At 65.7% G+C, this 21651-nt stretch carries 18 protein-coding genes; 8 read left to right on the top strand and 10 right to left on the bottom strand.

The window, feature by feature from the left end:
• Position 1 precedes the first annotated feature (1 nt).
• The gene (locus tag B6K69_RS09075) at positions 2-481 is read left to right on the top strand and encodes an RNA pyrophosphohydrolase (protein WP_107673179.1); all 480 of its coding nucleotides are present in this window, start codon (positions 2-4) and stop codon (positions 479-481) included.
• A gap of 9 nt (positions 482-490) precedes the next feature.
• On the opposite strand, the gene B6K69_RS09070 is transcribed toward B6K69_RS09075, so the two are convergent.
• Positions 491-2083 carry an alpha-amylase family glycosyl hydrolase gene (locus tag B6K69_RS09070; RefSeq protein WP_108643548.1) on the bottom strand — a complete coding sequence of 531 codons (1593 nt, stop codon included), beginning with the start codon at positions 2081-2083 and terminating at the stop codon, positions 491-493.
• A 225-nt stretch (positions 2084-2308) separates the two neighbouring features.
• Between B6K69_RS09070 and B6K69_RS09065 the strand changes: the two genes are divergently transcribed.
• Positions 2309-3547, top strand: a complete 1239-nt coding sequence (locus tag B6K69_RS09065; protein WP_108643547.1) for an MFS transporter — start codon at positions 2309-2311, stop codon at positions 3545-3547.
• 4 nt (positions 3548-3551) lie between these two features.
• Here the strand turns inward: B6K69_RS09065 and B6K69_RS09060 are convergent, their stop codons facing one another.
• Complete coding sequence (locus tag B6K69_RS09060) at positions 3552-4601, bottom strand: DUF4424 family protein (RefSeq protein WP_108643546.1); 1050 nt, start codon at positions 4599-4601, stop codon at positions 3552-3554.
• 131 nt (positions 4602-4732) lie between these two features.
• On the opposite strand from B6K69_RS09060, the gene B6K69_RS09055 reads away from it, so the two are divergent.
• The 4 genes from B6K69_RS09055 to B6K69_RS09040 all read left to right on the top strand — a co-directional run bounded on the left by B6K69_RS09055 (position 4733) and on the right by B6K69_RS09040 (position 9761).
• A complete protein-coding gene (locus B6K69_RS09055; protein ID WP_108643545.1) occupies positions 4733-5911 on the top strand; it encodes an MFS transporter in 1179 nt (392 codons plus the stop codon).
• Positions 5912-6003: 92 nt separating this feature from the next.
• The gene (locus tag B6K69_RS09050) at positions 6004-7026 is read left to right on the top strand and encodes an aspartate-semialdehyde dehydrogenase (RefSeq protein WP_107673184.1); all 1023 of its coding nucleotides are present in this window, start codon (positions 6004-6006) and stop codon (positions 7024-7026) included.
• Between the two features lie 161 nt (positions 7027-7187).
• The gene (locus B6K69_RS09045) at positions 7188-8012 is read left to right on the top strand and encodes an aldo/keto reductase (RefSeq protein WP_108643544.1); all 825 of its coding nucleotides are present in this window, start codon (positions 7188-7190) and stop codon (positions 8010-8012) included.
• 111 nt (positions 8013-8123) lie between these two features.
• Positions 8124-9761, top strand: a complete 1638-nt coding sequence (locus B6K69_RS09040; RefSeq protein WP_108643543.1) for a DUF4139 domain-containing protein — start codon at positions 8124-8126, stop codon at positions 9759-9761.
• Positions 9762-9770: 9 nt separating this feature from the next.
• Here the strand turns inward: B6K69_RS09040 and mnmC2 are convergent, their stop codons facing one another.
• Positions 9771-10463, bottom strand: a complete 693-nt coding sequence (mnmC2, locus tag B6K69_RS09035) for a tRNA (5-methylaminomethyl-2-thiouridine)(34)-methyltransferase MnmC2 (RefSeq protein WP_108643542.1) — start codon at positions 10461-10463, stop codon at positions 9771-9773.
• A gap of 43 nt (positions 10464-10506) precedes the next feature.
• Here mnmC2 and B6K69_RS09030 point away from each other — a divergent pair, with 43 nt between their 5' ends.
• Complete coding sequence (locus tag B6K69_RS09030) at positions 10507-11550, top strand: NAD(P)/FAD-dependent oxidoreductase (RefSeq protein ID WP_108643541.1); 1044 nt, start codon at positions 10507-10509, stop codon at positions 11548-11550.
• Here B6K69_RS09030 and B6K69_RS09025 read toward each other — a convergent pair.
• Together B6K69_RS09025 and B6K69_RS09020 are read right to left on the bottom strand one after the other, a co-directional pair.
• Positions 11547-13526 (bottom strand): oxidoreductase, encoded by a 1980-nt coding sequence (locus tag B6K69_RS09025; RefSeq protein WP_108643540.1) that lies wholly within the window; start codon positions 13524-13526, stop codon positions 11547-11549. The genes B6K69_RS09030 and B6K69_RS09025 overlap by 4 nt on opposite strands.
• Positions 13527-13687: 161 nt before the next feature.
• Positions 13688-15142, bottom strand: coding sequence for an aldehyde dehydrogenase family protein (locus B6K69_RS09020; protein ID WP_108643539.1), 1455 nt, complete (start codon positions 15140-15142; stop codon positions 13688-13690).
• A 241-nt stretch (positions 15143-15383) separates the two neighbouring features.
• Between B6K69_RS09020 and B6K69_RS09015 the strand changes: the two genes are divergently transcribed.
• The gene (locus tag B6K69_RS09015; protein ID WP_107673191.1) at positions 15384-16040 is read left to right on the top strand and encodes a peroxiredoxin; all 657 of its coding nucleotides are present in this window, start codon (positions 15384-15386) and stop codon (positions 16038-16040) included.
• Positions 16041-16091: 51 nt separating this feature from the next.
• On the opposite strand, the gene B6K69_RS09010 is transcribed toward B6K69_RS09015, so the two are convergent.
• The 5 genes from B6K69_RS09010 to B6K69_RS08990 form a co-directional block, all read right to left on the bottom strand.
• A complete protein-coding gene (locus B6K69_RS09010; RefSeq protein WP_108643538.1) occupies positions 16092-17105 on the bottom strand; it encodes an OmpA family protein in 1014 nt (337 codons plus the stop codon).
• 149 nt (positions 17106-17254) lie between these two features.
• Positions 17255-17467, bottom strand: coding sequence for a DUF6525 family protein (locus B6K69_RS09005; RefSeq protein WP_236939011.1), 213 nt, complete (start codon positions 17465-17467; stop codon positions 17255-17257).
• Positions 17468-17511: 44 nt separating this feature from the next.
• On the bottom strand, positions 17512-18714 hold the full coding sequence (locus B6K69_RS09000) for a GTP-binding protein (protein ID WP_108643536.1): 1203 nt from the start codon (positions 18712-18714) through the stop codon (positions 17512-17514).
• A gap of 128 nt (positions 18715-18842) precedes the next feature.
• Complete coding sequence (locus tag B6K69_RS08995) at positions 18843-20141, bottom strand: D-amino acid dehydrogenase (protein ID WP_108643535.1); 1299 nt, start codon at positions 20139-20141, stop codon at positions 18843-18845.
• A 185-nt stretch (positions 20142-20326) separates the two neighbouring features.
• Positions 20327-21460 carry a Fic family protein gene (locus tag B6K69_RS08990; RefSeq protein WP_108644859.1) on the bottom strand — a complete coding sequence of 378 codons (1134 nt, stop codon included), beginning with the start codon at positions 21458-21460 and terminating at the stop codon, positions 20327-20329.
• Positions 21461-21651: the final 191 nt, after the last annotated feature.

The raw sequence follows: 21651 nt of genomic DNA, 5'->3' as shown, positions 1-21651 counted from the left end.
CATGTCGCAGGACAAGGATCTGCCTTACCGGCCCTGTGTGGGTGTTGTGCTGGTGAACCGCGAAGGCCTGGTCTTCGCGGGTCAGCGCATCGACAGCCCGTCGCCCGCCTGGCAGATGCCGCAGGGCGGGATCGACGGCGATGAAAAGCCGAAGGCCGCCGCGCTGCGCGAGCTGTGGGAAGAAACGGGGGTAACCGCTGATCTGGTGGAATTCGTCGCCAAGACCCACGGCTGGGTGACCTATGACCTGCCGCCCGAGCTTTTGGGCAAGGTCTGGGGCGGCAAGTATCGCGGCCAGCGGCAGAAGTGGTTTCTGTTCCGCTTTCTGGGCAGCGATGACCAGATCCGCATCCAGACCGAACACCCCGAGTTTTCGACCTGGCGCTGGATCGACGTGGACCGGATGATCACCGAGATCGTGCCCTTCAAGCGCGCGGTCTATGAAGAAGTGGTCCGCAGCTTCCGGGCCTATCTCGCCTGACCCTGCCCGTCAGGGCAGGGGCAGGAAGATCACCGCGTTCGGGCCAAGTGTCAGCACACCGTCGGCCAGCGTGGCGTTCTGCTGCGGCCCTGCTGGCACCAGCGGGGCCTCGAAAGCCAGCGCCACGGTTTCCGGTGACAGGTTGAACAGGCACAGCACCGCCCCCGACCCTTCGCCGCGCTGGAAGGCCAGAACCGGCGCGGGGGTGTCCAGGAACTGCGTCCTGCCCTGGCGCAGCGCCGGGGTGGCGCGGCGGAAGGCAAGCATCGCGCGATAGAACTCCAGCACTGACCCGGCCTTGCCGGCTTGCCCCGCCACATTGCGCGCCGCCTGCTGCGGCTTGACCGGCAGCCAGGGTGTGCCGGTGGTGAACCCGCCCTGCGGCCCGCTGTCCCAGACCATCGGCGTGCGGGTGTTGTCGCGCCCCACCGGCGCCGGCCAGAAGGCAATACCCTGCGGATCGGTCAGTTCCTCGAAGGCCAGCTCGGTATCGGTCTGGCCCAGTTCCTCGCCCTGCCAAAGGCAGACCGAGCCTTCAAAGGACAGAAGCAGCGCCGCCGCCTGCTTCGCCAGTGTGTCGGTATCAACGCCGAACCCCGCCCAGCGAGAGGCCTGCCGTGGCACGTCATGGTTGGAAAAGGCCCACATCGGCCAGCCGTCCGGGGCGCCCTTGAAGAAGCCTTCGATCCGGTCGCGGAACACGGCTGGGGAATAATCGCGCCCCAGCATTTCGAAGCTGTAGCACTGGTGCAGGCGACCGGGGGCCGAATAGTCGCCCATCATCTGAATGGCATGGTGGCTTTCGCCCACCTCGCCCACCGAGGCGGCGCCATATTCATCCAGCAGCGCCCGGATGCGCCCCAGCCAAGCCAGGTTCTCGGGGCGGTTCTTGTCGAACAGGTGATACTGCATCCCGTAGGGGCTGCTTTCCGGTTCGGTCTTGTCGCGGTAATCGGCCGGGTTGTCGCGCAGCAGCGGGTCGTGGAAGAAGTAGTTGACCGTATCGAAGCGGAAGCCGTCCACCCCCCGTTCCAGCCAGAACCGCAGCACCGAAAGCGCCCAGTCCTGCACCGCCGGGTTGTGATAGTTGAAATCCGGCTGCTCGGTCAGGAAGTTGTGCAGGTAATACTGCCGCCGCCGCCCGTCCCATGTCCAGGCCGGGCCGCCGAAGACCGACAGCCAGTTGTTGGGCGGCGTGCCGTCATGGCGCGGGTCGGCCCAGATATACCAGTCCGCCCGCGGCCCGCTGCGGTTGGCGCGGCTTTCGGCAAAGAACGGGTGCTGATCCGACGAATGCGACAGCACCTGGTCGATGACCACGCGCAGGCCCAGGTCATGCGCGCGGGCGACCAGCGCGTCGAAATCGGCCAGGGTGCCGAACACCGGATCGACATCGGTATAGTCGGACACGTCATAGCCCATGTCCTTCATCGGGCTGCGGAAGAACGGCGACAGCCAGACCGCATCGACCCCAAGGTCGGCCAGATAGGGCAGGCGGGCGGTGATCCCCTTCAGGTCGCCAACCCCGTCTCCATCGGAATCCTGGAATGACCGGGGATAGACCTGATAGGTCACCGCGCCTTTCCACCAGTCGTTGCTCATTCCCGCCCTCGCTTGAGTTCAATGCCCCGGTTCCGGCCCTTGCGCCGCGAAGTCGACACGGCTCAGCCCGGTTGCGCGGCCGATCATCCCGGCCGGATTCTCCGGGCGCAAGCCCCTATCGCCGCTGACCCCTGCCGCGGCGATTGTGTGCATCACAAAACGGCATTTGACCTCTGTCGCGGGGCATCGCACTTTGGCCGCCTTGCGTAAAATCCGGAGTCTCCGATGCAGGCCAAGGCCCCCCTGATTACGCCCGTGCTGATTGCCGGGTCGATCATCCTGATGCTGGGCTTTGCGATCCGCGCCTCGTTCGGGGTGTTCCAAATTCCGGTGGCACAGGAATTCGGCTGGGCACGGTCGGAATTCAGCCTGGCCATCGCGATCCAGAACCTGGCCTGGGGCATCGGCCAGCCGCTGTTCGGGATGCTGGCCGAGAAGTTCGGCGACCGGAAGGCGATTGTCGCGGGCGCGCTGATGTATGCGGCTGGGCTGGTGCTTTCGGCCTTTGCGGTGACGCCGGGGCAGCATCAGTTGCTTGCGATCCTGGTAGGCTTCGGCATCGCCGGCACCGGCTTTGGCGTGATCCTGGCCATCGTGGGCCGGGCGGCCGCGCCCGAACACCGCAGCATGGCGCTTGGCATCGGCACGGCGGCCGGGTCGGCAGGTCAGGTGTTCGGTGCCCCCGCGGCCGAATTCCTGATGCAGTTCATGTCCTGGCAATCGGTGTTCATCGTCTTTGCCGGGGTGATCCTCGCTTCGCTGTTCGCGCTGCCCTTCATCCGTTCGCCCCGGGTGGCAACCCGGGCCGAGCTTGAGGAAACGCTGGGTCAGGTTCTGGTGCGGGCGTTCCGCGATCCGTCCTACACGCTGATCTTCCTGGGCTTCTTTTCCTGCGGCTATCAACTGGCCTTCATCACCGCGCATTTCCCGGCCTTCGTGACCGAGCTGTGCGGACCGATCGACCCCGGCGGAATGCTGTCGATGATCGGCATCACCACCACATCCGCGCTTGGGGCGCTGTCGATTGCAACCATCGGGCTGTTCAACATCGTGGGCACCATCACGGCGGGCTGGCTGGGCAAGCGATACACCAAGAAATACCTGCTGGCCGGCATCTATACCGCCCGCACCATTGCCGCGGCGGCCTTCATCCTCCTGCCGATCACGCCGACTTCGGTTCTGGTGTTCTCGGCGGTGATGGGGGCGCTGTGGCTGGCCACGGTTCCGCTGACCTCGGGCCTTGTCGCGCATATCTACGGGCTGCGCTACATGGGCACGCTTTATGGCTTTGTCTTCCTGTCGCACCAGATCGGCGGCTTCCTGGGCGTCTGGCTGGGCGGCAAGATGTATGACCTGAACGGCGATTACACCCTGGTCTGGTGGATCGGTGTCGGCGTCGGGGCCTTCTCGGCGCTGGTGCACCTGCCCGTGCGCGAACGCCCGATGCAGGTGCAGCCGGCCTGAGCCGTCAGTCCGTCATCGGCATGACCAGCAGAACCGCCAGATCCTTGTCCGGGGTATAATTGGTCTTTTCGATGACAAAGGTCGTCGGGCCGGTCTTCTTCACCCCGTCGGCACAAAGCGAGATGACGTTCCGCGAGTCGCCCTTGTCCAGCGTCAGGCGGAACTTGCCGATCGGACCGGCCCAACTGTTGGCGGTGCGCAGCACATAGTCGATGTTGAAGGCCGTGCCATAGGCGGCGGTCTCGCCCGTCTCATCGGTGCGCGACAGGGCTTTCATCAGGGCCTTCGAGGTGCCCGCGTCGATGCAATACTGATTGACCAGATAGGTCTGATAGTCTTCGGGCGGTTCGCTCCAGTAGAAGATGCCCCCTGCCGGCCGGTTCACATACTCATGGTGAACCTTGACCTCGGCCCCGGCGGGGAAGGTCTGGGTCCAGTGATAGCGGGTGACGATGGACCAACTGGCCGTGGCATCCTCGGGGATGTTCTGCGCCGGATCGCCTTCGTAGAAATCGGCCAGACCGGCGGCCTTGGCTTCGGCCTGTTTCTCGGGCGGCAGGGCCAGAAGGGCGGTGCGCAACGACCCGGCATCCAGCGTGATCGGCAGGCCCAGCCGTTCCAGATCGGCCGTCACATCGCGGCCGGGGCTGTCATACTGTTCGCTGACGGGGCGGGTCTCGTCATAGGGCGGCTCGATCACGGCGATGCGGTCGATGGTCACCTGAACCGGCTTGCCGTCCACCAGGGCGCGGAAATCCACCAGATCGGGCTTGGTCAGGTCTTCGGGCAGGTTCATCATCGATTCCCACGACGCCCAGACCGAAACCGGCGGCAGGGGAAAGATCACCTCGCCCGTGACATCGGCGCCCGTGGTGTTCTTGAACACATAATCGACCGAAACCTTGTCGACGCTGATGAACAGGTCTTCCTGCAGCATGGCCACCGCATCGGTCTGGCTGAAGGTCAGCCCGGTCGAGGACAGCCCGCCGAAGCCGTCATTGGCGGCAGCCGGCAGGGCGGTAGAGACAAGCAGGGCGGCAAGCAAGGGGCGCATGAAAACCTCCGGTTCCGAATGAAGGTATCAGACGCCTGTGCCGGGTTTTGCGCAAGGCGGGTTTTTCTTCCCCGCCACCTTGCAGGCGCTGTGCGGGCTTGCGACAAACCCTTGTCACAAGGGAGGATTTCATGCGCCTTGGCATCGCCAGTCTGGTCGCCGGCTATGTGCTGTCGCAGTTCTACCGCGCTTTCCTTGCGGTGCTTGCCCCGGTGCTTGAAGCCGAACTTGGCGCCACCAAGGCCGATCTGGCCTCGGCCTCGGGCTATTGGTTCCTGGCCTTCGGGGCGATGCAGATTCCCGTCGGCATCGCGCTGGACCGGATCGGTCCGCGCCGGACCGCCGCCTTCTGCCTGCTGATCGGCGCGGGCGGTGCTGCGCTGTTTGCCATGGCGGGCTCGCCCTTCGTGATCAAGGTGGCAATGGCGCTGATCGGGGTGGGCTGCTCGCCCGTGCTGATGGCCAGCTACTACATCTTCGCCCGGCAGTTCTCGCCCGCGGTCTTCGGCACGCTGGCCGGCATGGTGATCGGCATCGGCAGTCTGGGCAACATCGCCGCCTCGCTGCCGCTGACCGCTGCGGCCGAAGCCTTCGGCTGGCGGGAAACCGTCTGGGCGCTGGCGGGCATCACCGCGCTGATTGCGGCGGCGGTGGCGGTTCTGGTGCGCGATCCGGTTCGCGTGGCCACGCCCGAGGGGCCGAAGGATTCGGTTCTGACGTTGCTGAAGATGCCGGCGATCTGGCCGATCCTGGCGATGATGCTGGTCTGCTATGCGCCGCCGGGCGGGTTGCGAGGGCTGTGGCTGGGGCCCTACTTCACCGATGTCTGGAGCTATTCCCGGCCCGAAGTGGGCATGGCGGGCCTGTGGATGGGGATTGCCATGGTCATCGGCAGCTTTGCCATCGGCCCGATGGACCGCTGGCTGGGCACCCGCAAATGGGTGATCTTCGGCGGCAATGCGGCCATGCTGTGCTTCATCACCGCCCTGTGGCTGGCGCCGCAGCAATCGGCGCTGTTCTCGACACTGATGTTCGTGGGCGTGGGGCTGTTCGGATCAACCTTCCCCATCGTCATTGCCCATGCGCGGGCGTTCTTTCCGCCGCATCTGGTGGGGCGCGGGGTGACGCTGGTCAACCTGTTCGGCATCGCCTCGGTCGGCATCGCGCAGCATGTCACCGGCTATCTGTTCGCCGCAACGCCCGCCCAGCCGGCCCCTGCGGCGCCCTTTGCCGCGGTGTTCGCCTTCTTCGCGATCACCACCGCGGTCGGGCTGGCCATCTATCTTTTGTCACAGGATCGCACCGACTGAGGGCGCGGCCCGATTCCGCCCTTTCCCCGCGCCCCCTATTACGCTAACAGCCGCCCGTTCCCGCCTTGGGAACGGTGAATGGAGATACCCCGATGGGCTATAAGGTCGTCGTCGCGGGTGCCACGGGCAACGTGGGCCGCGAAATGCTGAACATCCTCGCCGAGCGCGAGTTCCCGGTGGACGAGATTGCCGCGCTGGCGTCGCGCAAATCTCTGGGCACTGAAGTCAGCTTTGGCGACAAGACCATCAAGACCAAGGACCTGGCCACCTTCGATTTCACTGGCTGGGACATCGCGCTGTTCGCGGTGGGGTCGGGGCCGACCAAGGAATACGCACCCAAGGCCGCAGCGGCCGGCTGCATCGTGATCGACAACTCGTCGCTCTACCGCTACGACCCGGAAATCCCGCTGATCGTGCCGGAAGTGAACGCCGATGCGATCCACATGTACAAGAACAAGAACATCATCGCGAACCCCAACTGCAGCACCGCGCAGATGGTGGTGGCGCTGAAGCCGCTGCATGACCGGGCAAAGATCAAGCGCGTTGTCGTGTCGACCTACCAGTCGGTGTCGGGCGCCGGCAAGGAAGGCATGGACGAGCTTTGGGATCAGACCAAGGCGGTTTACAACCCCGTGCAGGAAGTGCCGCCGAAGAAGTTTTCCAAGCAGATCGCCTTCAACGTGATTCCGCATATCGACGTGTTCCTGGACTCGGGCGAGACCAAGGAAGAATGGAAGATGGTGGCCGAGACGAAGAAGATTCTCGACCCCGCGATCAAGGTGACCGCCACTTGCGTGCGGGTGCCGGTGTTCGTTGGCCATTCCGAGGCGATCAACATCGAGTTCGAGGAGCCGCTGGACTGGCAGGAAGCGCAGGACATCCTGCGCGAAGCGCCGGGCGTGATGCTTGTCGACAAGCGTGAGGCCGGTGGCTACATCACCCCCATCGAATGTGTGGGCGAATTCGCCACCTACATCAGCCGTGTCCGCCAGGATTCGACCGTCGAGAACGGGCTGAACCTGTGGTGCGTGTCCGACAACCTGCGCAAGGGTGCGGCGCTGAACGCGGTGCAGATCGCGGAAGTGCTGGGTCAGCGGGTGCTGAAAAAGGGCTAAGGGGACTTCAACCCTGTTCGGGAAGGGTCTTGGTCATGGCTGTGACCAAGACCCTTTTCCATTGCGGCGCGGCGATCTCGCGCATTTGAAGCTGCGGCGATTTCGCCTTGCACCTTTCCCGCCGGCAGAGTTTTCTCGCGCCCGAACGAAAGGACCTTCTCATGGCAACCCGTCTCCGCCTCAACGATGGCAACACGATCCCGCAAATCGGCCTTGGCCTCTGGCAGGTGCCCGCTGACATCACGGCGCAAACCGTGGCCACCGGCCTGCGCCTTGGCTACCGGCTGATCGACGGCGCGGCGATCTATGGCAATGAGGTGGGTCAGGGCGAAGGCTTCCGCCAATCAGGCCTGCCGCGCGATCAGGTGTTCATCACCACCAAGATCTGGAACGCCGACCAGGGCCACGACAACACGTTGCGCGCGATGGAGGCGAGCCTGGCCCGCCTGGGGCTGGATCAGGTGGACCTGTGCCTGATCCATTGGCCTTGCCCGGCGCGTGATCTGTATGTCGATACCTGGCGTGCGCTGATCCGCCTGCGTGAGGAAGGTCATTGCCGGTCGATCGGCGTGTCGAACTTCAACGCGGCGCATCTGGAACGGGTGATCGGTGAAACCGGCGTGGTGCCGGTGCTGAACCAGATCGAGGTGAACCCCCGCTTGCAGCAGACCGAACTGCGCGCCCTGCATGACCAGCTTGGCATTGTCACCCAAAGCTGGACACCGCTGGGGCAGGGCAAGAGCTTCGATGCCCCTGCCGTGGTGGCGGCGGCGCAACGGGCCGGCAAGACGCCCGCACAGGTGATCCTGCGCTGGCATGTGCAGATCGGCGCCTCGGTCATTCCGCGGTCCACCCGAGAGGCCGGGCAGATCGAGAATCTAGACATCTTCGACTTCGAACTGACGCCCGAGGAAATGGCCGCCCTTGCCACGCTGGACGAAGGGGTGCGCTGCGGCCCCGATCCGGCCACGTTCGAGATGGTCTGACCGGATAAGACGCAGCCCGGCCCGCGATCCTTGGGCCGGGTTTTCCCGCCTTGCCGCGATGCGTGCGGCGGCCTTAGGGTCCGCGCAGAACCCCAACCAAAGGCCATCGCCATGCGCGCCCTTCTTGCCGTTCTTCTGGCCACCACCGCCCTGCCGGCGCTGGCCGATGTCATTCCCGCCACCAGCACCATCACCGCCGTCACCGTTTACCCCGACGGGGCGAAGATCACCCGCGAAGTGATCTTCACAGCCCCGTCGGCCGGGTCGCATGAGCTGCTGGTCACCGACATGCCCGCCTCAACCGAACCGGGGCTGATGCGGTTGCAGGGCGACGAAGGCACCAGTTTCGGTGCGTTTTCCCTGCGGGCTGACCGGCTGCCCCCGCGCGAAGACCCGCTGACACCCGACCAGCAGGCCGCCAAGGCCGAGGTCGAGCGTCTGGAAACCGCCGAGCGCACGGCACTGGCGGGGGTTGAGGCGGTTCAGGCCCGGATCGACGCGGCCGATGCCCGCGCGGCCTTTCTGGCGTCTTTCAACGGTGGTCTGCCCGACAACGCCACGCCCGAGGGCGTGAAGGCCATGGCCGACATGATCGAGACCGAAACCCGCGCCGCGCGCGAGGCTGCGGCTGCGGCGCGGCTGGACCTGTGGCCGGCCCAGAAGGCGCTGGAGACGGCGCAGGAAGACCTGGCCAAGGCGCAGGCCGCCCTTGACGCGCTGCCCGCCCGCGATGCCGATTACACCGCGCTGGCCGTGGCTGTGGATGCGGCGGCAGCCGGCGAGGCGAAGCTGACCGTCACCCATTACATTTCCGGCGCAAGCTGGCGGCCGTTCTATGACCTGAACCTGACCCGCGAAGGCGGCAACAAGCTGACCATCGAGCGCAGCGTTCTGGTCAGCCAGGCCACGGGCGAAGACTGGTCCGCGGTCGATCTGACCCTGTCCACATCCCGCCCCGCCGATCAGGCGGCCCCCAGCACGCTGTGGCCCGAACAGCGCTGGATCGTGCCCGAGCAATCTGAAAGCGAACTGGCCAAGGGGGGCGCCCGGATGACGGCGGCGGATGAGGCCGTAGCCGCGGCCCCGGTGGCCGAAGCGATGCCGGCCCCCGTAACCGCCGCCGCCGGGATGGAAGGCGATACGGTGGTCTATCACTACCCCCGCGCGGTCGATGTCGCCTCGGGCGTGGAAGACCTGCGCCTGTCGCTTGACCGGATCGAGGCTGCACCGACCGTGACGGCGGTTGCCGTGCCCCGCTGGGACCGCACCGCCTTTGTCGTGGCCGAGTTCGTCAACACATCGGCCGAGCCGCTGCTGGCCGGTGAGGCGCTGCTGTTCCGCGAAGGCGTGCTTGTCGGCGGCACGTCGCTGCAACCCGTCGCCCCCGGCGCCGAAGCCGAGATCGCCTTCGGGGCGCTGGAAACGGTTCAGGTCAGCCGCGACATGCCGGTGCGCGATTCGGGGCAGCGCGGCTTCATCTCGACCTCGAACGAGGCCAGCGAAGTGGCAGTGCTGAAGGTTGAAAACCTTGGGGATGAGTCCTGGCCGCTGCGGGTGATCGACCAGATCCCCTATTCGGAACAGGAAGACCTTGAGATCACGGTCGATGCCAAGCCCGCGCCGGCCAAGACCGATCTGGATGGCCAGCGCGGGATTCTGGCCTGGGAATTCGATCTTCCCGCCGGGGCCAAGCAGGAAATCAGCCTGGGCTACAACATGCGCTGGCCCGACGGGATGATCCTGCAATAACGGCGCGGCTCAGGCCGGTTCGGGGGCGCCGGCAAGGCGCCCCTTTGTCATATGGCGCTTGCCGGCAAAACCGGGCGCACGTTCCACGGCAAAGCCGGCGGCGGCCAGCGCCCGGCGCACATGGCCTGCGGCGGTATAGGTGGCAAAGCTGCCGCCGGGTGCGGTGTGGCGGGCCACTTCGGCCATCAGATCCTCGCCCCACATCTGCGGGTTCTTGGCGGGGGAAAACCCGTCCAGAAACCACGCATCGGCCCGGTCTTCCCAGCGGGGCAGCGTGTCGCGCGCATCGCCCAGCAGGATGCGCACCGCGATGGCGGGAAGGGTGAACTCGGTCTTTCCGGCGCGGCGGGCGTCGATCAGCGGCGCGGCAATCGTCGCCGCTTCGGGAAAGGCCGCCAGCGCGCGGGCCATGTCTTCGGCCGCCATCGGAAAGGCCTCGAAGGTGGTAAAGCGCAGTTGGCCCGGCCGCCCGGTCTGTGCCCAGGCCAGGGCCAGCGTCAGCAGGTTCAGCCCGGTGCCGAAGCCCAGTTCGGCCACATGGAACCCGTCGCACAGCCGTTCAGGCAGGCCATTGCCCGACAGGAACACATGTCGCGTTTCCTGAAACCCGCCGGCAAGCGAGAAGTAGGGGTCGTCGAAGGCGCGCGCGACGGGAATCACCCCGTCCTTCCAGTCCAGTTCCGGTTGCGGTTCGTTGGGCATGGGCCTAGTCCTTCGACGCCTTGGATGCGGCAGGAGACGGGCAATGGCAAGCGTCGATGTAACGGTGCGGGGCGGTGGAATCTTTGGCCTGTCGGTGGCCTGGGCCTGCGCCCGGCGGGGCGCAAGGGTGCGGTTGATCGAGACGGGGCGCATTGGCGGTGGCTGCACCGGCGGACTGGTGGGGGCGCTGGCGCCCCACGCGCCCGAGGCATGGAACCCCTTGAAGCAGTTTCAGTTCGAGGCGCTGAAACTGGCGCCCGGCTGGTGGCAGGCCGTGGCGCAGGCGGGCGGGAAAGACCCCGGCTATCTGCGGTCGGGCCGGTTGCAGCCGCTGGCGGATGAGGCCGCGGTGGCCGCCGCACGGGACCGGGTGGCCGCTGCGGCGCAGTTGTGGGGCGATTTTGCCGATTGGCAGGTGGTGCCCGCCACCGGCGCCGCGTGGGAGCCGGTCTCGCCTTCGGGCTGGCTGGTGCGCGACACGCTGACCGCGCGCCTGTCGCCGCGCGGGGCGGCGGCGGCGCTTGAGGCGGCCTTGCGGGCGCAGGGGGCCGAGATCGTGCTGGGGGAGGGGGAAGAGGCCGGCGCCGTGGTCCATGCCACCGGGCTAGCCGGGCTGAACGAACTGTCCGCCGCCTTTGGCCGCAAGCTGGGGGCGGGCGTCAAGGGACAGGCGCTGCGCCTGCGGTTCGACGCCCGCGATCAGCCGCAGGTCTTTGCCGCCGGAACCTTCGCCGTGCCCCATGCCGATGGCACCGTGGCCATAGGTTCCACCGCCGAGAATACCTGGACCACGGACGGGCCCGACGAACAGCTTGATGCCGTTCTGGCCCGCGCCGTGGCGATGATGCCGGTTCTGGCCAGGGCCGAGGTTCTGGAACGCTGGGCCGGGCTGCGGCCGCGCGCCAAGACGCGGGGGCCGGTGCTGGGGGCATGGCCGGGGCGGGCGGGGCATTTCATCGCCAATGGCGGCTTCAAGATCGGCTTTGGCGTCGCGCCCAAGGTGGGCGAGGTGTTGGCCGACCTGGTGCTGGACGGGCGCGAGACCGGCATCCCCGAGGCGATGCGGATCGAAGCGCTGCTGGCCTAAAGCGCCAGCGCCAGCTTGCGGCCTTCGTGGAAGGCATAGGCAGCCAGCCGGGGCGCGGCGCAATCGCCGATGCGATGGGTTTCCTTGCCGGGGAAAGCCTCGGGGAACGGGTCGAAGCTGCGGTTGGTGGTGCACATCACCAAGGCGCTTGCGGGGATCTGGGTTTCCTCGCCGGTCAGCAGGCTGCGGACGGTAGCGCCGTTGCCGTGCCAGCGGGCGATCAGGCTTTCGGTGACAAAGCGCGCGCCCTTGGCGGCCAGTGCCCGGCGGGCGGCGCCATCGGCGGCGGTGCGGGAAATCTCTTTCCCGACATAGGGTTCCGGTGTGACGATCGTCACCCGATGGCCCTGTTCCGCCAGCCACCAGGCGGTGCCGACGCCGCGCCAGTTGCTGCCTTCGTCATACAGGATCACTTCATTTCCGGGCCGCACCTCGCGCCGCAGAATGGCCTCGGGGCTGTGGACATGGCCGTTTTCAAGGCCGGGAAGCGTGGGTTCGTGCGGGAGCCAGCGCTGGAACCCGCCCTCCTCCGGCAGCGAGCCGGTGGCCAGGATCACGGTGTCGGCGGGGTGGGCGGCGATTTCGTCCGCGTCGAGGAAGGTGTTGAGCCGCAAGGTGACGCCCAGTTTCGTGAATTGGCGCTCATACCAATCCATCAAGTCCAGGATCTGTGCCCGGCGCGGCTGTTGTCCGGCCAGCCGGAACTGCCCGCCGATCACCGGCAAAGCCTCAACGATTTCAACGCTGTGCCCACGCTCGGCCGCGGCGCGGGCGGCTTCAAGCCCTGCCGGTCCGGCGCCGACGACCAGAAGGCTGCGCTTTTGGGCTGCGGGGGTGAAGCGGTCGCCACCCCATTCGAATTCGCGCCCCGCGCTGGGGTTGATCAGGCAGGAAATCCAGTAGTCTCGCGAGCGGCGGCCCCAACACATCTGGTTGCAGGAGATGCAGCCGCGGATGTCGTCTGCCCGGCCTTCCATCACCTTGCGGGCAAGGTGGGGGTCGGCGATCTGGCCGCGGACGATGGAGACAAGATCGGCCTCGCCGGATGCGAGGATGGTTTCGGCATTGTCCGGGGTGCGGATGCCGGCTTCCGAGGTGATGAGAGCGTGTTTGACGATGCCTTTCAACCGGGCCGTCAGCGGGGTGGTCAGCTTTTCGGCATGGGTGAAGGGCGGGATGATGCGTTCGAAATCCAGGTAGCTGCCGGCGCCCACCGTCACATAGTCAACATGGCCGGTGGTATCGTGCAGGGCGATGATTTCACACAGGTTTTCTGCCGAAAGCGTGACCTCGGAAAAGACCTCGGAATAGCTGATGGCAAGGCCGATCACGAAGTCTTCGCCGCAGGTGCGGCGGATGCGGTCGATCAGGGTGCGGGAGAAACGGGTGCGGTTTTCAAGGCTGCCGCCCCAGTCGTCATCGCGGGTGTTGGACCAGGGTGTCCAGAACTGGTCAAGCAGGGAGTGATAGGCCGCCCAGACCTCGACCCCGTCGAAGCCGCAGGTCTTGGCCCGGACGGCGGCGGCGACGTGGGCATCCAGCACCTCGTTGATTTCATTGACAGTCATCCGGTGGCTGCCGTCGCTGTCATGGTAGGAGGGGCCGCCCGAGGGGCTGAAATGCGGCTGGAAGGACAGGTCGGAATCGCCATGGGCGCCAACGTGGTAGATCTGCTGGATCACCACGGCCCCGGCCGCGCGGACTTCATCGGTAATGCGTTGAAAATGCGGGATGATCTGGTCCGACTCGGGCAGAAGGTTGCCCCGGGTCAGCACGCCGGTGCGATGCGCCGGGACGGGTTCGCACACCACCATCGCCGCCCCGCCAAGGGCCCGTTCCAGAAGGTATTTTCCCTGCCGCGGGCCGGGAAGGCCCATGTCCGACATGTTGTTGGTATGGGCCCCGAACACGATGCGGTTGCGCAGGGTATGGCCGCGCAGCGACAGGGGCGAGGTGAGGTGGCGATGCTGGGTCATGGGTGGCCTCCGGCTTGTCGGAAGGCTAGCGCGGGGGGTGCCACGCGGTTGCCCGAAAACGGCATGGGATGGCCGCAAAAGGCCCATCCCCCGCGTCTGCTGCACGTCTGCCCTGCGTATGACTGACGTATGGCAGACAGCCATACGTCAGCGCAGCCGCCTTACAGGGTGAAATCGTAGCCCGAGATCCCCTTGGGTTCGAGGAATTCCTCAAGCCCCCAGATGCCGCCTTCGCGGGCGCGGCCCGATTGCTTGACCCCGCCGAAGAAGCTGCCGGCGCCCCGGGACTTGCCGTTCGTTTCCACCATGCCCGAGCGCAACTGGCGGGCCAGCCGGTTGGTGCGGGCGGGATCGCCCGACTGGACATAGTTGGTCAGACCATAGGGCGTGTCATTGGCGATCTGCACCGCCTCGGACTCGGTCTCGAAGGGGATGATCGACAGGACCGGGCCGAAGATCTCTTCCCGCTCGATGGTCATGCCGGGCTTCACATCGGCAAAGATTGTGGGCTTGACATAGAAGCCACGGTTGAAGCCGTCGGGCAGGCCGGGGCCGCCGGCCACCAGACGGGCGCCTTCCTCGATGCCCTTTTCGATATAGCCCTGAATCTGGTCCCACTGGCGCTTGTTCACCACCGGGCCGATATGGGGGCCGCTTTCATGCGCGGGGCCGACCTTGATGCTGTTGGCCACTTCGGCGGCCTTCGCGACCGTCTGGTCATAGACCGACCGTTCCACCAGCAGGCGCGAGGGCGCGTTGCAGCTTTGGCCGGTGTTTTCCATCATCCGGCGCACGCTGCGTTCCACGGCCTTGTCATCGGCATCGGCGAACAGCAGGTTCGCCCCCTTGCCGCCCAGTTCCAGCGTGACGCGCTTGAGCGTGTCGGCGGCGGCCTTCGAGATGGCGCGGCCGGCGCGGGTGGAGCCGGTGAAGGAGATCATCTCGACATCGGGGTGGGTGGAAAGCTGGGTGCCGACGCCCGGCCCATCGCCGTTGACCAGATTGAACACGCCGGGCGGGATGCCGGCATCATGGCAGAATTCCGCGAAGAGCATCGCGTTCAGCGGGCTTTCCTCGGACGGTTTCAGCACGCAGGTGCAGCCGGCCAGCATGGCCGGAATGGCCTTGAGCGCGATCTGGTTCACCGGCCAGTTCCAGGGCGTGATCAGCCCGACGACGCCGATCGGTTCCAGCGCCACGGCCGGTTGCGGCCTGTCGCGCGGAAGGCTGGGGTCAAGCGGACGAATCCATTCGATATGCTCGAAGGCCTTGAGGAAGTTGCCGGTGTGCCAGGGCAGGCAGGGCGCCTGATCGGACAGGGCAAAGTCGATGGGCGCGCCCATTTCCATGCTGATGGCTTCGGCAAATTCCTGCAGGCGCTTTTCGTATTGCACCAGGATGCCGCGCACCAGGCGGGCGCGTTCGGCGGGCGGCGTGGCGGCCCAGGCCGGGAAGGCGGCCTTGGCGGCGGCGACGGCTGCATCGGTATCGGCCTGATCGCCCAGGCTGATGACGGCGCAGGGTTCCTCGGTCGAGGGGTTGATGACCTGACAGTCGCGGGGCTTGGCCGGGGCGACCCAGCGGCCGTTGATGTAGAAATCGCGCTTGGTAAGCATGGCATCCTCGAGGGGGGGGCGGGAAGGGGATTTGATCAAACATGGCGTGTCAGGCCCGCTTTCGCAAGCCGGGGACCGACGCCGCCGCGTCGGGATTGGCCGGGGGGCTGCGGGAACGGTCGTGATGCCTTGGCAGGTTTGGGCGGAACAGTGTTCTCTTTTCCCGGCAAATCCGGCCGGGGGGATGAAACCGCGTTCCGAATGGTCTATCTGAAAGGCCGGAATCTGACCGAGGAACATCATGTCCGTTCGCATCAATGACATCGCCCCCGACTTCACCGCCGAATCGACCGCCGGGACGATCCGGTTCCATGACTGGCTGGGCGGCAGCTATGCCATCATCTTCAGCCACCCGCGCGATTTCACCCCGGTCTGCACGACCGAGTTCGGCGCCGTGGCGCAGCTTGCGGGCGAATTCGCCAAGCGCAACACCAAGGTGATCGGCGTTTCGGTGGACAGCGTGGCCGACCACGAGAAGTGGAAGCGCGACATCGAGGCCTTTGGCGGCGCCCCCGCCGAATTTCCGATCATCGACGACACCAGCCTGACCGTGGCCAAGGCCTATGACATGCTGCCGGCGGAATACTATCTGCCGACCGAGGGCCGCACCCCGGCGAACACGGCGACGGTGCGCACGGTCTATATCGTGGGGCCGGACAAGAAGGTGCGGCTGACCATGACCTATCCGATGAGCGTGGGCCGCAACTTTGCCGAGATCTTGCGGGCGCTGGATGCGGTGCAGGCCACCGACGGCGTGCCCTTCGCCACGCCCGCGAACTGGGTGCCGGGGCAGGACGTGATTGTCGCCCTGTCGGTGCCGACGGACGAGGCGCGGGCGAAATATGGCGAGCTGGACATCAAGCTGCCCTATCTGCGCTTCGCCAAGCGCCCGGTCTGAGCTGGGCGGCCCGCGCCTTGGACTGGCGCGGGCCTCTGGCGCGGGCTTTGGTCAGTCCGCGCGCTCGACCAACTCGACCCGGCGGTTAAGGCTGCGCCCTGCCTCGGTTGTGTTGCTGGCGCGGGGTGCGTAAAGCCCCATCCCGGCCGCGCCCAGCCTTTCCCCGGCGATCCCGGCCTGAACCAGCGCCGCGACCACCGCCTGCGCACGCTGTTCGGACAAGGCCTGATTGGTTGCGGGATCACCGACCCAGTCGGTGTGGCCGACGATATAGACCTTCAGGCCCGGGTTTTCGGTCAGAAGCTTGACCATTTCGGCAATGGCAGGCTTGGCTTCGGGCGTCAGGGTGGCCGTGCCGAAATCGAAGTATACATTGTCCAGCGCGACGTGCCCTTCGTCCGTGATGCCCTTTGCCATCGCCGCAGCGTCGATCATCTTTTCGGCCAGTGCGGCTGAGGTGATCAGGTCGATATGCACCGCCGCGCGGCCTGCGGCCTGACCCGAGATCGAATTCTTCTGGTTCTGAGCGACATAGACGGCGATATGACGGGTGCCATCGGCGGAACGGGCCGCCAGATAATGCTCTTCTCCCGCGATATACAGTGCGAACTCTGACTGAGCCTTGAGGTTTTTCAGCTTTCGGTCGGGACCATAGATCACCGTCTTGCCAAGCAGGGCGTTCGGGCTGCCACAGGCGCGCTCGACGCATTCGAACAGGATGTCGAAGCCGCCCTGCACAAGCGCGTTGCGGTAGTTGCTGAACAGGTCAAACGCACTGGTCCCTTCGGGGCCAACATAAAGCCTGCGTTGCAGTGTGCCTTCAACTGCCACAATCTCGCCCTTCGCGCGGCCCTTCAGCGGGCCGGTGATCAGGTCGAAGGCGGTGAAACCCGCATCCTTGGCCCCGAAAAGACAGGCGCCGTCATAGACGGGCAGGCTGTCCAGCGGGGCAAAGCCGGGCAAGTCCGGGCAGGATTGGGCGGTGGCCGAACTTGCCAGGACAAGGCAGGAAAAGATGCTGATCACGGCGCCGATCAGGGCTTGTTTCCAATGGCGCAAAGACATGTCGAACCTTTCACAATGCGCTTGGCAAGCAACGCCAAAGCAGAACCCCCCTATCCTTAGGGCAAATGACCCGTTCGCGCATCTTGAATTCCTGCACGCAAGCCGCCCCCCTGAGAGGTGTGAACGACAGCTTGGCGACCGTCGCCTGTTTATGCAGGATAGGCTGCCCCCCAGACCCTTGCCGCCTCCTGCGCCAGGATCTTTTGTTCGGCACGGGCCAATCGGTCGCGCGCGGCCTGGGGGCAGCCGGTTTCCTTCAGCGCCCTTTTCCACAGGCGAAGGACCGAGGTTGCGCTCCACGGAAGAGCGGCCCCGGCCAGCCATAGCCGCAGATCAGGGGGCAGGCGATCATAGGCGGCCATGGGATCAACGTTCCGCCATCGCGCGCGCGGAGAGGTGAGGTTGGTCATGCCGCGGTGCGCCGCCAGTTGGGGAACGGGTCGGGCAGGGTGGCCCAGGCGGCGGGGGTGAAATCGGCGGCCTGCACCAATGCGGCGTTCAGGCGGGCGCAGATCGCGTCGCGGTCCATGCCGGCGCCGATGAACACGATTTCCTGCCGCCGGTCGCCCCAGGGTTCGGCCCAGTGGCGGGCGATTTCGGCCTGCGCCTCGGGGTGGGTGGGCAGGCGGTCGGGCGGGACGCTGGCCCACCAGCGGCCCAGCGGCGACACGGTGGACAGGGCGCCGGCCAGCGAAAACTCGGCCACCCAGTCGGGGCGGGTGGCGATCCAGAAATGCCCCTTGGCGCGGATCACGCCGGGCAGGTCACCGTTCAGCGCGGCATGGATGCGGGCGGGGTGGAACGGCGCGCGGGCGTGGTAGACGAAGGAGGAGATGCCGTATTCCTCGGTCTCGGGGGTGTGGTTGGCGAAACCGTACAACTCCTTGGCCCACATCGGGTGCATGTGGGCGGCGTCGAAATCGAAGAGGCCGGTGTCGAAGATCGCCTCGGGGGCAACCTGCGAACGGTCGGTCTCGATCACGCGGGCGTCGGGGTTCAGCGCGCGCAGGATCTTGCGCGCGGCGTCCACCCGGGCGGGGCCGGCGTCGGTGACCTTGTTCAGCACGATCACATCGGCGAATTCGATCTGTTCGGTCAGCAGGGTGACAAGGCTGCGCTCGTCGCCTTCGCCCGCAGTTTCGCCGCGGTCGGCCAGGAAATCATGGCTGGAGAAATCGCGGAGCAGGTTCACCGCATCGACCACGGTGACCATGCAATCCAGCCGTGCGAGGTCTGACAGGCTGCGGCCCTGATCATCGCGGAAATCGAAGGTGGCGGCGACGGGCAGGGGTTCGGCGATGCCGGTGGATTCGATCAGCAGGTAATCGAAACGCCCCTCGGCGGCCAGACGGCGGACCTCGGTCAACAGATCGTCGCGCAGGGTGCAGCAGATGCAGCCGTTGGTCATTTCGACCAGCTTTTCCTGCGACCGGCTGAGTTCGGCGCCTTCGCGGATCAGGTCGGCGTCGATGTTCACCTCGGACATGTCGTTGACGATGACGGCCACGCGGCGGCCCTGACGGTTGTTCAGGACATGGTTCAGCAGCGTGGTCTTGCCGGCCCCCAGGAAGCCGGACAGGACGGTGACGGGAAGGCGGGTGTCGGTCATGGGGGTGGCCTATGAGAGTTATGTTATAAAGTAACATACAAAGGGCGCGCAGACGCCGCAAGGCCACAAGACAACGCCCGCCCTTCCGCTGGGGAAGGACGGGCGCTGGGTCAGCGGTCAGGCGGGGCTCAGGCCGGAACGGCCTGCGCGCGGGGCGCGGGGCGGGCCGATTTGCGCTGATAGCGGGCATAGCCCAGATCGGTGGCGTCGATCTCGGTCGTGCGGCCCGACATCATGTCGGCCAGCACCCGGCCCGACCCGGCGGCCATGGTCCAGCCCAGCGTGCCGTGGCCGGTGTTGAGGAACAGGTTCGGCACGGTCGAACGGCCCACCAGCGGCGTGCCATCGGGCGTCATCGGGCGCAGCCCGGTCCAGAAGGTGGCGCGGGACAGATCGCCGCCCTTGCCGAACAGATCGGAGACCGACAGTTCCAGCGTGGCGCGGCGGCGGGCGGGCAGGCTGTGCGAGAAGCCGGCGATTTCGGCCAGGCCGCCGACGCGGATGCGGTCGCCCAGCCGGGTGATGGCGATCTTGTAGGTTTCGTCCATCACGGTGGACACCGGGGCGTGGGTTTCGTCGGTGATCGGGATGGTCAGCGAATAGCCCTTCATCGGATAGACCGGCAGGCGCATCCCGAAGGGGCGGGCCAGCGCGGGCGAATAGCTGCCCAGAGCCAGAACGAAGGCGTCGGCGGCAATCGGGCCGGCGCTGGTGTCAACGGCGGTGATGCGGTGGCCGTCGCTGTCCAGCCGGCGGATGTCAACGCCCCAGCGGAAGGTGACGCCCAGTTCGGCGGCCATGCCGGCCAGACGGTTGGTGAACAGGAAGCAGTCGCCGGTTTCGTCGCCGGGCAGGCGCAGGCCGCCGGCGATCTTGTCGCGGTTCGCGGCCAGACCAGGTTCGGCGGCGATGCAGCCGTCGGCATCCAGCACCTCGAACGGCACGCCATCGGCCTTCAGCACCGCGATGTCCTTCTCGGCCGCGGCCACCTGCTTTTCGCTGCGGAACAGTTGCAGCGTGCCCTTGGTGCGTTCGTCATAGGTGATGCCGGTTTCGGCACGCAGCTCGATCAGGCAATCGCGGGAATATTCCGCCAGCCGCACCATGCGCGACTTGTTCACCGCATAGGCGGCCGAGGTGCAGTTGCCCAGCATCCGCAGCAGCCATTCGATCATGGCCGGGTCGGGGCGCGGCTGGATGACCAGCGGCGCATGGCGCTGGAACAGCCATTTCAAGGCCTTGAGCGGCACGCCGGGGGCGGCCCAGGGGCTGGCATAGCCGGGGCTGATCTCGCCCGCATTGGCGAAGGAGGTTTCCAGCGCCGGGCCGGGCTGGCGGTCGATCACCGTCACCTCATGGCCCTGACGGGCCAGATACCAGGCCGAGGTGATACCGACGACACCGGCACCAAGGACGACGACACGCATGGGAATCTCCTGTCCGCGAAAGATTGGGACAAAATATCGCAGGCGCGAGAAATGTTTTGGTGAAGATGTGGCGAGATTCCAGCGAAGTCAGAATGTTCTTCTGCAAAAGTCATATAGTGCAGAAGTATCGTGCTTGTTTGCGTGATATGAAGCAATAGTCTCACGCTGGATGCTGGCTTGCCTGCCTATTCCTCGGTCTCGTGACGGACGATGTCGATGAGGGGCTTGAAGCCGTAAATTGCCGGTCTCCGGCCCGATCCGGGTACGATCTGGGACAGAAGTCCGGTCTCGCGCAGTTTGCGTGTCATGCTGGCGGCAACATGCTGCGGGATGCGGTCATGACTGGTGAACTTGCTGTTCTTGAAACTGGGGTTTGCGAACATGAAGTCCAGCGCGTCGGTTGCCCATTCGCTTTTCAGCTCTTCGCGGAACCGCAGTTTCATGGCGCTGTAGAGATCAAAGATCTTCTGGGCGACGATGATATTTCGCTCGGCCTGTTCACGCAGGCCGTTCAGGAAGAACACGCACCATTCCGTCCATTCTGCATCCGAGGACACGCGGCGCATCATGTCGATGTAATCGTCCCTGTAGCGTTCGAAGTAGGCGCTGACATAGAAGTGCGGTTGCTTGATCAGGCCCGAGGTCCAGAGCATGAGGGTGATGAGCATACGGCCGATCCGGCCGTTTCCATCCTTGAACGGGTGCAGGGCTTCGAACTCGACATGGGCAAGAGCGGTTTTCAGGAGCGGATTGGTCTTGCTGGTTGTGATGAACGAAAACAGGTTCTCCATCCCCTGCGGCAGGGCGATCGGATTGATCGGCACGAAGAAAACCGAGCGCCGTCTTTCGCCGATGTAGTTCTGTTCGGTCTTGTAGGCGCCGGGTGACTTTGTGGCGCCTCTGCCGAACGAGAGCAGAATCTGGTGTGCCTGCTTGATCATGGCCTCGGAAAGCGGGCGCCCGGCTTCGATCTCGCGCTGAACGCGCTGAAGGGCGCGGGTGTAGAGGAAGGTTTCGACGGCTTCGCTCCGGGCCTGACGGAAGGTTTCTTCGGAGGCCTCGCTCTCCTCGGCCTCGATCCGCAGGATTTCATCCAGCGTCGAAATCGTGCCCTCCATCCGCGAGGAGATCACGGCCTCCTGGTTGCGCAGGGGCGCCAGCAGGATTTCACTGTTGTGCATGGCCGCAAGCATCTGATCGTAACGGGACAGCGCATTGCCGGTTTCGAAGACCGGGTCCAGCAGTTCCTGAAAGCGCAGGTTTTCAGGGGGAAATGCGCCATAGTGATAGGCTACGGCTTCTTTCAGGTGCGCTTCCATCATTTGTCGTGCCTTGAGCGGACGTATGGATATGACAACAAGGCTAGTGTGAGTCTGATATAGGGTAAAGCCATTTGTTGTAGCTGAAGCTGGTCTGCAAGTTCGACAAAGCTTTTTGTTATAGGCGGGCCCCCGACAAAGCGGCTTGTCGCTATCGGGGCGACGCGCCGGAAATTACAAAAGCCCCGAGG

The sequence above is a fragment of the Pseudogemmobacter blasticus genome (assembly GCF_003071405.1).
GTDB lineage: Bacteria > Pseudomonadota > Alphaproteobacteria > Rhodobacterales > Rhodobacteraceae > Pseudogemmobacter > Pseudogemmobacter blasticus.
This window is presented reverse-complemented; position numbering and strand designations above follow the sequence as displayed.

What these genes read in the sequence shown, in the direction of transcription:
- B6K69_RS09075 (WP_107673179.1), top strand. Translation starts at nt 2, where the DNA reads ATGTCGCAGGACAAGGATCTGCCTTACCGGCCCTGTGTGGGTGTTGTG.
- B6K69_RS09070 (WP_108643548.1), bottom strand. Translation starts at nt 2,083, where the DNA reads ATGAGCAACGACTGGTGGAAAGGCGCGGTGACCTATCAGGTCTATCCC.
- B6K69_RS09065 (WP_108643547.1), top strand. Translation starts at nt 2,309, where the DNA reads ATGCAGGCCAAGGCCCCCCTGATTACGCCCGTGCTGATTGCCGGGTCG.
- B6K69_RS09060 (WP_108643546.1), bottom strand. Translation starts at nt 4,601, where the DNA reads ATGCGCCCCTTGCTTGCCGCCCTGCTTGTCTCTACCGCCCTGCCGGCT.
- B6K69_RS09055 (WP_108643545.1), top strand. Translation starts at nt 4,733, where the DNA reads ATGCGCCTTGGCATCGCCAGTCTGGTCGCCGGCTATGTGCTGTCGCAG.
- B6K69_RS09050 (WP_107673184.1), top strand. Translation starts at nt 6,004, where the DNA reads ATGGGCTATAAGGTCGTCGTCGCGGGTGCCACGGGCAACGTGGGCCGC.
- B6K69_RS09045 (WP_108643544.1), top strand. Translation starts at nt 7,188, where the DNA reads ATGGCAACCCGTCTCCGCCTCAACGATGGCAACACGATCCCGCAAATC.
- B6K69_RS09040 (WP_108643543.1), top strand. Translation starts at nt 8,124, where the DNA reads ATGCGCGCCCTTCTTGCCGTTCTTCTGGCCACCACCGCCCTGCCGGCG.
- mnmC2 (WP_108643542.1), bottom strand. Translation starts at nt 10,463, where the DNA reads ATGCCCAACGAACCGCAACCGGAACTGGACTGGAAGGACGGGGTGATT.
- B6K69_RS09030 (WP_108643541.1), top strand. Translation starts at nt 10,507, where the DNA reads ATGGCAAGCGTCGATGTAACGGTGCGGGGCGGTGGAATCTTTGGCCTG.
- B6K69_RS09025 (WP_108643540.1), bottom strand. Translation starts at nt 13,526, where the DNA reads ATGACCCAGCATCGCCACCTCACCTCGCCCCTGTCGCTGCGCGGCCAT.
- B6K69_RS09020 (WP_108643539.1), bottom strand. Translation starts at nt 15,142, where the DNA reads ATGCTTACCAAGCGCGATTTCTACATCAACGGCCGCTGGGTCGCCCCG.
- B6K69_RS09015 (WP_107673191.1), top strand. Translation starts at nt 15,384, where the DNA reads ATGTCCGTTCGCATCAATGACATCGCCCCCGACTTCACCGCCGAATCG.
- B6K69_RS09010 (WP_108643538.1), bottom strand. Translation starts at nt 17,105, where the DNA reads ATGTCTTTGCGCCATTGGAAACAAGCCCTGATCGGCGCCGTGATCAGC.
- B6K69_RS09005 (WP_236939011.1), bottom strand. Translation starts at nt 17,467, where the DNA reads ATGGCCGCCTATGATCGCCTGCCCCCTGATCTGCGGCTATGGCTGGCC.
- B6K69_RS09000 (WP_108643536.1), bottom strand. Translation starts at nt 18,714, where the DNA reads ATGACCGACACCCGCCTTCCCGTCACCGTCCTGTCCGGCTTCCTGGGG.
- B6K69_RS08995 (WP_108643535.1), bottom strand. Translation starts at nt 20,141, where the DNA reads ATGCGTGTCGTCGTCCTTGGTGCCGGTGTCGTCGGTATCACCTCGGCC.
- B6K69_RS08990 (WP_108644859.1), bottom strand. Translation starts at nt 21,460, where the DNA reads ATGGAAGCGCACCTGAAAGAAGCCGTAGCCTATCACTATGGCGCATTT.